At 69.0% G+C, this 6460-nt stretch carries 7 protein-coding genes; 4 read left to right on the top strand and 3 right to left on the bottom strand.

Annotated elements, in window-relative coordinates:
- Together FB475_RS36565 and FB475_RS36560 are read right to left on the bottom strand one after the other, a co-directional pair.
- Positions 1 to 337, bottom strand: a 337-nt coding sequence (locus tag FB475_RS36565; RefSeq protein WP_272952125.1) for a sigma factor, incomplete at its 3' end; no start/stop codon positions are given.
- 84 nt (positions 338 to 421) lie between these two features.
- Positions 422 to 1939, bottom strand: coding sequence for an amidohydrolase family protein (locus tag FB475_RS36560; protein ID WP_141863072.1), 1518 nt, complete (start codon positions 1937 to 1939; stop codon positions 422 to 424).
- 72 nt (positions 1940 to 2011) lie between these two features.
- On the opposite strand from FB475_RS36560, the gene FB475_RS37110 reads away from it, so the two are divergent.
- The 3 genes from FB475_RS37110 to FB475_RS36545 are packed head-to-tail and all read left to right on the top strand — an operon-like array spanning position 2012 to position 4813.
- Positions 2012 to 2788: a uracil-DNA glycosylase family protein gene (locus FB475_RS37110; protein ID WP_185759594.1), complete on the top strand. Its 777-nt coding sequence runs from the start codon at positions 2012 to 2014 to the stop codon at positions 2786 to 2788.
- 32 nt (positions 2789 to 2820) lie between these two features.
- Positions 2821 to 3690: an exodeoxyribonuclease III gene (locus FB475_RS36550; protein WP_141863069.1), complete on the top strand. Its 870-nt coding sequence runs from the start codon at positions 2821 to 2823 to the stop codon at positions 3688 to 3690.
- A gap of 1 nt (position 3691) precedes the next feature.
- Positions 3692 to 4813: a hypothetical protein gene (locus tag FB475_RS36545; RefSeq protein ID WP_141863067.1), complete on the top strand. Its 1122-nt coding sequence runs from the start codon at positions 3692 to 3694 to the stop codon at positions 4811 to 4813.
- Here FB475_RS36545 and FB475_RS36540 read toward each other — a convergent pair.
- Positions 4806 to 5306, bottom strand: a complete 501-nt coding sequence (locus FB475_RS36540) for a mycothiol transferase (RefSeq protein WP_141863065.1) — start codon at positions 5304 to 5306, stop codon at positions 4806 to 4808. The two genes, FB475_RS36545 and FB475_RS36540, sit on opposite strands and share 8 nt — an antisense overlap.
- A 50-nt stretch (positions 5307 to 5356) precedes the next feature.
- On the opposite strand from FB475_RS36540, the gene FB475_RS36535 reads away from it, so the two are divergent.
- Positions 5357 to 6382 carry an aldo/keto reductase gene (locus FB475_RS36535; RefSeq protein WP_141863063.1) on the top strand — a complete coding sequence of 342 codons (1026 nt, stop codon included), beginning with the start codon at positions 5357 to 5359 and terminating at the stop codon, positions 6380 to 6382.
- Positions 6383 to 6460: the final 78 nt, after the last annotated feature.

The raw sequence follows: 6460 nt of genomic DNA, 5'->3' as shown, positions 1-6460 counted from the left end.
GCTCGACCGCCCGCATCAGTCCGATATTGCCCTCCTGGATCAGGTCGAGCAGCGAGATGCCCTTTCCGCCGTACCGCCGGGCGAGCGAGACGACGAGCCGCAGGTTGCCCTCGACCATGGCCTGCCACGATCGCTGCCCGAGCGCGACCACCTGACGTAGCTCCTCCAGGTCGTACTGCCCCGGATCGTCGAGCCGCGCGGCGGCCAGCAGCCCAGCCTCGATCCAGTACGAGTGCTCGTTCACCTCCTCCAAGGTCAGTAGTTCGTGCTGCCCGATGTCCCGCAGGTACGCCACCAGCGCCGTCACGTCCGCCGGATCACAGTCGAGATCAGCCATCCGTCCCTCTCTCCGGAAACTCCTTACCCAAGAGAGTGCCGTGATTCCGGGCTCCAGAACCGGTGACTTCAAGTATGTGGATAACTACGGAGTGTGCGAGGCGTACGAGCGGAGACCACTGAGCAGCCCGTGGTGGAAGGGGTTGGCGTCGACGGCGTCGAACCAATCGGGCCCGGTGGTCAGCGGCTCGAGCGGCGGGACCACGACGGGGTCGGGGGCCGCGGTGGCACCGGTCAGTGCCGCGTCCGAGAGTTCCGGCGCGGGCATGTCCGGCAGCAGGACGAACGAGTCGGCGGGGAGCGAGTGGCCGTTCACGGCGAGTGCCGCGAAGGTGGCGGAGGCTCTGGCGGCCGCGGCGGCTGGGTCCGACCGGACCTTCTCCAGGTCCGCCAGGACAGTCTTCCAGGTGACGGCCGGGTCCCCATAGTCGATCGCGCGGGAGAGCCGGCCGACCGTGATCGGCGTGGCGGTCGGAGCGAGCGGCGTCATCAGCGCGCGCAGCCCGTAGCGTGCGCGCCCGCCGACGACGACCAGGCGGATGTCGGCCTCGGTGGCCTCGATCAGGTTGCGGTACGGGTCGGGGGCGGTGCGGCGTACGACGATCAGGTCGGCCAGCGCGCCGCGCTCGAGACGGCCGACCGGGCGCGGCCAGACCTCGGTCAGCGCGTCGCCGGGGTTCGAGGTGAGCATCCGGACCAGGTCCTCGTCGGTGAAAACTCCTTCGGATTTGTTCCAGAGATCGGCGACTTTCAACTCCCACAGGACATTCCGCGTCCCGGACGGCCCCCAGTCCGAACCGAGGCACAACCGGACGCCAATCGCGTGAGCGGTCTTCACATCCGCGGTCGCGCCGTACAGCCAAAGGTTCGAGAACGGGGACCACACCAGGCTGGAATTCCCGGCTCGCATTGCAGTGAAGTCGTCCGCATTCAGAGCGGTGCCGTGAATCGCGACCAGTTGCGGACGCACCACGCCGACGTCTTCCAGCAACCGGAACTCCGAGCGCAGTTTCGGATCCGACCCTTCGGCCGAATGCGCGATGAATCCACGACCCGCCGCGACGGCAGTGGCGTACGGCGCGAGGGCTGCCGCGTTGTCGGCCACCAACGTGCTGACCCGGACGAAATCCTCGTGCGTGCCGAGTTTCTCGGAGTCGACGTTGCGCACCAGGTCGTTGTCGGGCGGTACGGCGCCGCGCGGATTCCCCTGGATCGACGTCGTACCGCCGACGATCGCGCGGGTCTCGACGTACCGCAGCAGCGCCCTACCCGCGGCCGCGCCGAGCAGCCGGGCGGGCTGGCTGATCCGCGAGCTGTACGTCGGTGCGCCGCCCCACTGATTGTGCGACGTCCACGGAACCTTGCGGGCGGGCTCGGTCCACAACGGCAGGCTGTTGTACATCAAATGATTGTGCAAATCGATCATCCCGGGATAGATCAATCCACCCGTGGTGATCCGCGGCGCATTCTCGAACCCGGCCGGTACGGCGTCCCGCGGGGTGACCGCCGCAATCAGACCGTCGTCGCCGACATACACCGCACCCCCGGGAAGAACCGCCCCGTCGTGCGCCATCGTGACCACGGTTCCACGCAGTACAAACATGGCCCACCCTCCCGTAGAATCCCCCGTGCCGCCCCTGTTTCACGAGCGTATCGCCAAGGGGGTGGCAGTTCGATGGGTGATTTCGATCCGGGTCCGCCGGTTGCGGTGGCCGAGCACTTCGGGAATGTTCCCAGTTACGCGGACTTCCGGAAATTCTTCTGGTACGACTGGGGGCCGGTGTTCTACCGCGGCCGGCTCGACGGTACGGCGCGGTTGCTGGCGGTCGCGTCCGACCCCGGGCCGACCGAGCGTGTCGCCGGGCGGACGCTCGTCGGTGACGCCGGTCAACGCGTACAGGGGTTCCTGACCAAACTAGGCCTGACCCGGAGCTACACGTTGGTCAACGCGTACTCGTACGCGCTGATCCCGGCCCGGGCGCAGCAGGCGATGCCGTTGCTCTCCAGGCCCGACCAGCTGGCCTGGCGTAACACGTTGCTCGAGCTGATCACCGGTCCGCCGTTGCAGGCGATCGTCGCGTTCGGCGTCCAGGCCAAGTCGGCCGTCCACCTGTGGGCCGGCAAGCCCGCCGTACCGGTCTTCGAGGTACCGCACCCGTCGAGCCGCAGTCCCAAGGTGCTGCTCGACAGCTGGCGCGCGGCGATCACCGAGCTGCGCGGGATCGTGACGCCGGATCCGGACGGCGACAACACCGGCCCCAACTACGGCACGAAGTTCGCGGAGTCGGACTACGCGCCGATTCCGGCCCGTGACCTGCCGTTCGGCGTACCGCCCTGGCTGGGCAACGACGCCTGGGGACGCAAGGACAAACCCAAGCACAACAACAGCGTCGAACGGCCGAACACCGACGTCCTGCACACTCTGATCTGGCGGGCGCCGGTCCTCGACTGAAAATGGTCGGTGGCTGCCGCTACCTTGGTCGGATGCGAGTGGCGACGTGGAATGTGAACTCGGTCAAGCAGCGGATGCCGCGGCTGTTGGACTGGCTCGACGAGCGGCAGCCGGATGTCGTGTGCCTGCAGGAGACCAAGCTGGCGGACGACGCCTTCACCAAACTGCTCGGTGCCGAGCTGACGGACCGCGGCTACGAGACCGGCCTGTACGGCGAGCTGCAGTGGAACGGTGTGGCGCTGCTGTCGAAGGTCGGGCTGGAGGACGTGGTGACAGGCGTCGCCGGCGCGCCGGGCTTCCCGAAGCCGGAGGCCCGGGCCGTCGCCGCGACCTGCGGTGGTATCCGGATCCACTCGCTCTACGTGCCGAACGGCCGCGTGCCCAACTCGGACCACTACCACTACAAGCTCGCCTGGCTGGCCGCTCTCGCGGAGGTCGTCGCCGAAGGCCCGGACGACCAGATCGTCTGCGGTGACATGAACATCGCCCCGACCGACGCCGACGTCTTCGACCCCGCGGCGTACGTCGGGCAGACGCATGTGACCCGGCCCGAGCGGGAGGCGCTCGCGGAGCTGATGGCGGCGAAGGACCTGCACGACGTGGTCCGCGACCGCTGGCCGGACAAGCGCATTTTCAGCTACTGGGACTACCGCGCCGGCATGTTCCACCAGGACCTCGGCATGCGGATCGACCTGATGCTCGCCACTCCCGGGGTCGCCGAGCGGGTGAAGGCCGCGTGGATCGACCGCAAGGCCCGCAAGGGCACCGGTCCGAGCGACCACGCCCCGGTGATCGTCGATCTCGACACCGCACCGGACGGCGACATCGGCCCGGTCGTCCCGCCGCCGTCCGCGCCGCGCACCGCCCGGAAGCGGACGACCAAGCTGCCGCAGAGCCGCTGACATGCGCCGCGTCACGGTGGTCGCGATGCTCCTCCTCGCGACCGTCACCGCCTGCAGCGCCAAAGCGAGCGACGACAAACCGCAGCCGGTGGCGTGGACGAAGGTCGACGTCGGCCCGGCCGAGCCCGTCACGCTCACCGGCCACGACAACCAACTGCTGATCGGCCTGCGGCACCGCGGCGCCAAGGTCGTCCCCGAGCTCCAGCTCCTCGAGAACGGGACCCGTACGCCGATCGCGGTCAAGCCCAACCCGGCCAGCCCGTACGCGTTCGAAGCGATCTGGTACTCGATCGCGTACGACGGCAAGCAGCTGCTCGCGCTCGGCGGCGCGGCGGGCGGCGCGCACTCCAATACCCGCTGGACGGTCTGGACCGGCACGCCGCGGACCGGCCTGATCGAGCATCCGCAGAACTTCTTCACCTTCGGCGGCCAGGACGCCGGCGACCTGTACAGCGCCGTCATCACCCCGAGCGGCAGCGCGCTCCTCGGCTCCTGGGGTGGCGTCGAGACGGGCAACGACGCGATGGTCTGGCTGCCGCAGGCCGACGGCAAGTGGACGCGGCAGAGCCCGGCGAAGACCGTCCTGCAGAGCACGCCGTCGCTGCTGGTCGGTCCGAGCTCCGGCACGACTCTCGGCGAGAGCATCGTGCTCGTCGGCTCGCAGGTCCGCCTCGCGTCGGGCGTGGTCGCCCAGGAGGCCACCGTGTGGCAGTCGGCCAAGCTCAACACCGGCTGGAAGCGGATCGTGCTGCCGGATCCCGGCGGCCGCAGCCAGGCGATCTCCGCTACCTGCACCAAGGACTGCGTGATCTCCGGGTACGTCGACGGTCAGCTGGCGATCTGGCAACTCGACGCGTCCGGTACGGCGAAACGTCTGCAGGGCGTGCCGTCGATCCCGGTGGGGGACAAGGACAAGCTGCCGCCGCCGGTGATCGACGACGGCAAGATCGTCCAGGTGATTGCCCAGGACAACAAAGTGAAGGTGGTCAGCGGGCGGGACGGACACTGGACCGTGCAGGACTCCGACGGTCCCGACGGTCAACCCACCGCAGCCGTGCTGATGCCGGACCACAAGCTCTACCTGATCGCCGGCACCTCGCTCTGGCAGACCACCTTCAGCTGAGCAGACCTTTCACGTACGCCGCCTGGCCCGCGTGCTGGGCGCAGTCGTCGATCACGCTGACCAGCCGCACCCCGAGCGTGACCGGCGGGTTCCACCGGCGGTCGACGATCCGGTCCAGGCTCTGGTCGGTCACGGTCTTCAGGAACTCGACGGTGCGCGCGTGCACGGCGTCGTAGTACCCCAGCAGTTGCTCCGCGGAGAGCTTGACCAGGGCGACCTGCTCGGAGCTGTGCCCATACCCGGTGTCGGCGGCGTCCAGGGGCAGGCCGAGCCGCTCGAACCAGCCGTCGGCGGTGTAGACCTGCTCATAACCACCGGCATCCGCCAGGTGGTCGTCCTGCACCCGGGTCAGGTGCCAGACCAGCCAGGCGATCGAGTTGGCCGAGTCACCGGGCCGGGTGGCGAGTGTCTTGTCGTCGAGGCCGGTCACGATGTCGTGCAGGACCTCCTGGATCCGGCTGTGGCCGTCGAGGAGCACTTCGCTTGTCTTCATACCGGCCACCGTAGTCTTCGGTTCAGACAGTTTGACGAGAGGGAGCCATCGTGGAATATCGCACCCTGGGCGCGAGTGGTGCAGTTGTCTCGACGTACGCGCTCGGCACCATGACGTTCGGCAGCGAGACCGACAAGGCCGGTGCGCACGCGCAGCTGGACCGGTACGTGGAGGCCGGCGGGAACTTCGTCGACACCGCCGACGTGTACTCGGCCGGCGTCTCCGAGGAGATCATCGGCCGCTGGCTGGCGAAGACGAGCAGCGACGTGGTGCTCGCCACCAAGGGCCGCTTCCCGACCGGTGACGGGCCGAACGACGTCGGTACGTCCCGCCGGCACCTCCGGCGCGCGCTCGACGCGTCGCTCAAGCGGCTCGGCGTCGACCACGTCGACCTGTACCAGTTGCACGCCTGGGACCCGATCACGCCGCTCGAGGAGACGCTCAGCTTCCTCGAGGACGCGGTCCGGGCCGGCAAGATCCTGTACGGCGGCCTGTCGAACTTCACCGGCTGGCAGTTGCAGAAGGCGTGTGACCTGATCGCGTACCGCGGGTGGTCGCCACTGGTGACGCTGCAGCCGCAGTACAACCTGCTCGTCCGGGAGATCGAGTGGGAGATCGTCCCGGCCGCGCAGGAGAACGGGCTCGGTCTGCTGCCGTGGTCGCCGCTCGGTGGCGGCTGGCTGACCGGGAAGTACTCGTTCGACGAGGAGCCGAGCGGCAGCACGCGGCTCGGCGAGAACCCGGACCGCGGTGTCGAGTCGTGGTACCGCCGCAGCCGGAACCAGCGGGTCCGGGACGTCGTCGACGCGGTCCGCGAGATCGCCGAAGCGCGCGGGATCTCGATGGCGCAGGTCGCGCTCGCGTGGCTGGTCGACCGGCCCGCGATGACGTCGGTGATCCTCGGCGCGCGGACTATCGACCAGCTCGACGACAACCTCGCCGCGGCGGACCTGCACCTCACGGCCGAGGAGACGGCGAAGCTCGACGAGGCGAGCGACCCGGGTGCGGCGGACTACCCGTACGGCGGTCCGGGCGTGGCGCAGCGCGGACGGCCGATCGAGGGCGGCCGTCAGTGAGCGGCAGCCGAGAGCCGTAGGGAAAATCCTGCTGATCGCCAGGAGTTTTCGGTTGAGGGGTTTCGCAAGGCGGCGAGC

The sequence above is a fragment of the Kribbella jejuensis genome (assembly GCF_006715085.1).
Taxonomy (GTDB): Bacteria; Actinomycetota; Actinomycetes; order Propionibacteriales; family Kribbellaceae; genus Kribbella; species Kribbella jejuensis.
This window is presented reverse-complemented; position numbering and strand designations above follow the sequence as displayed.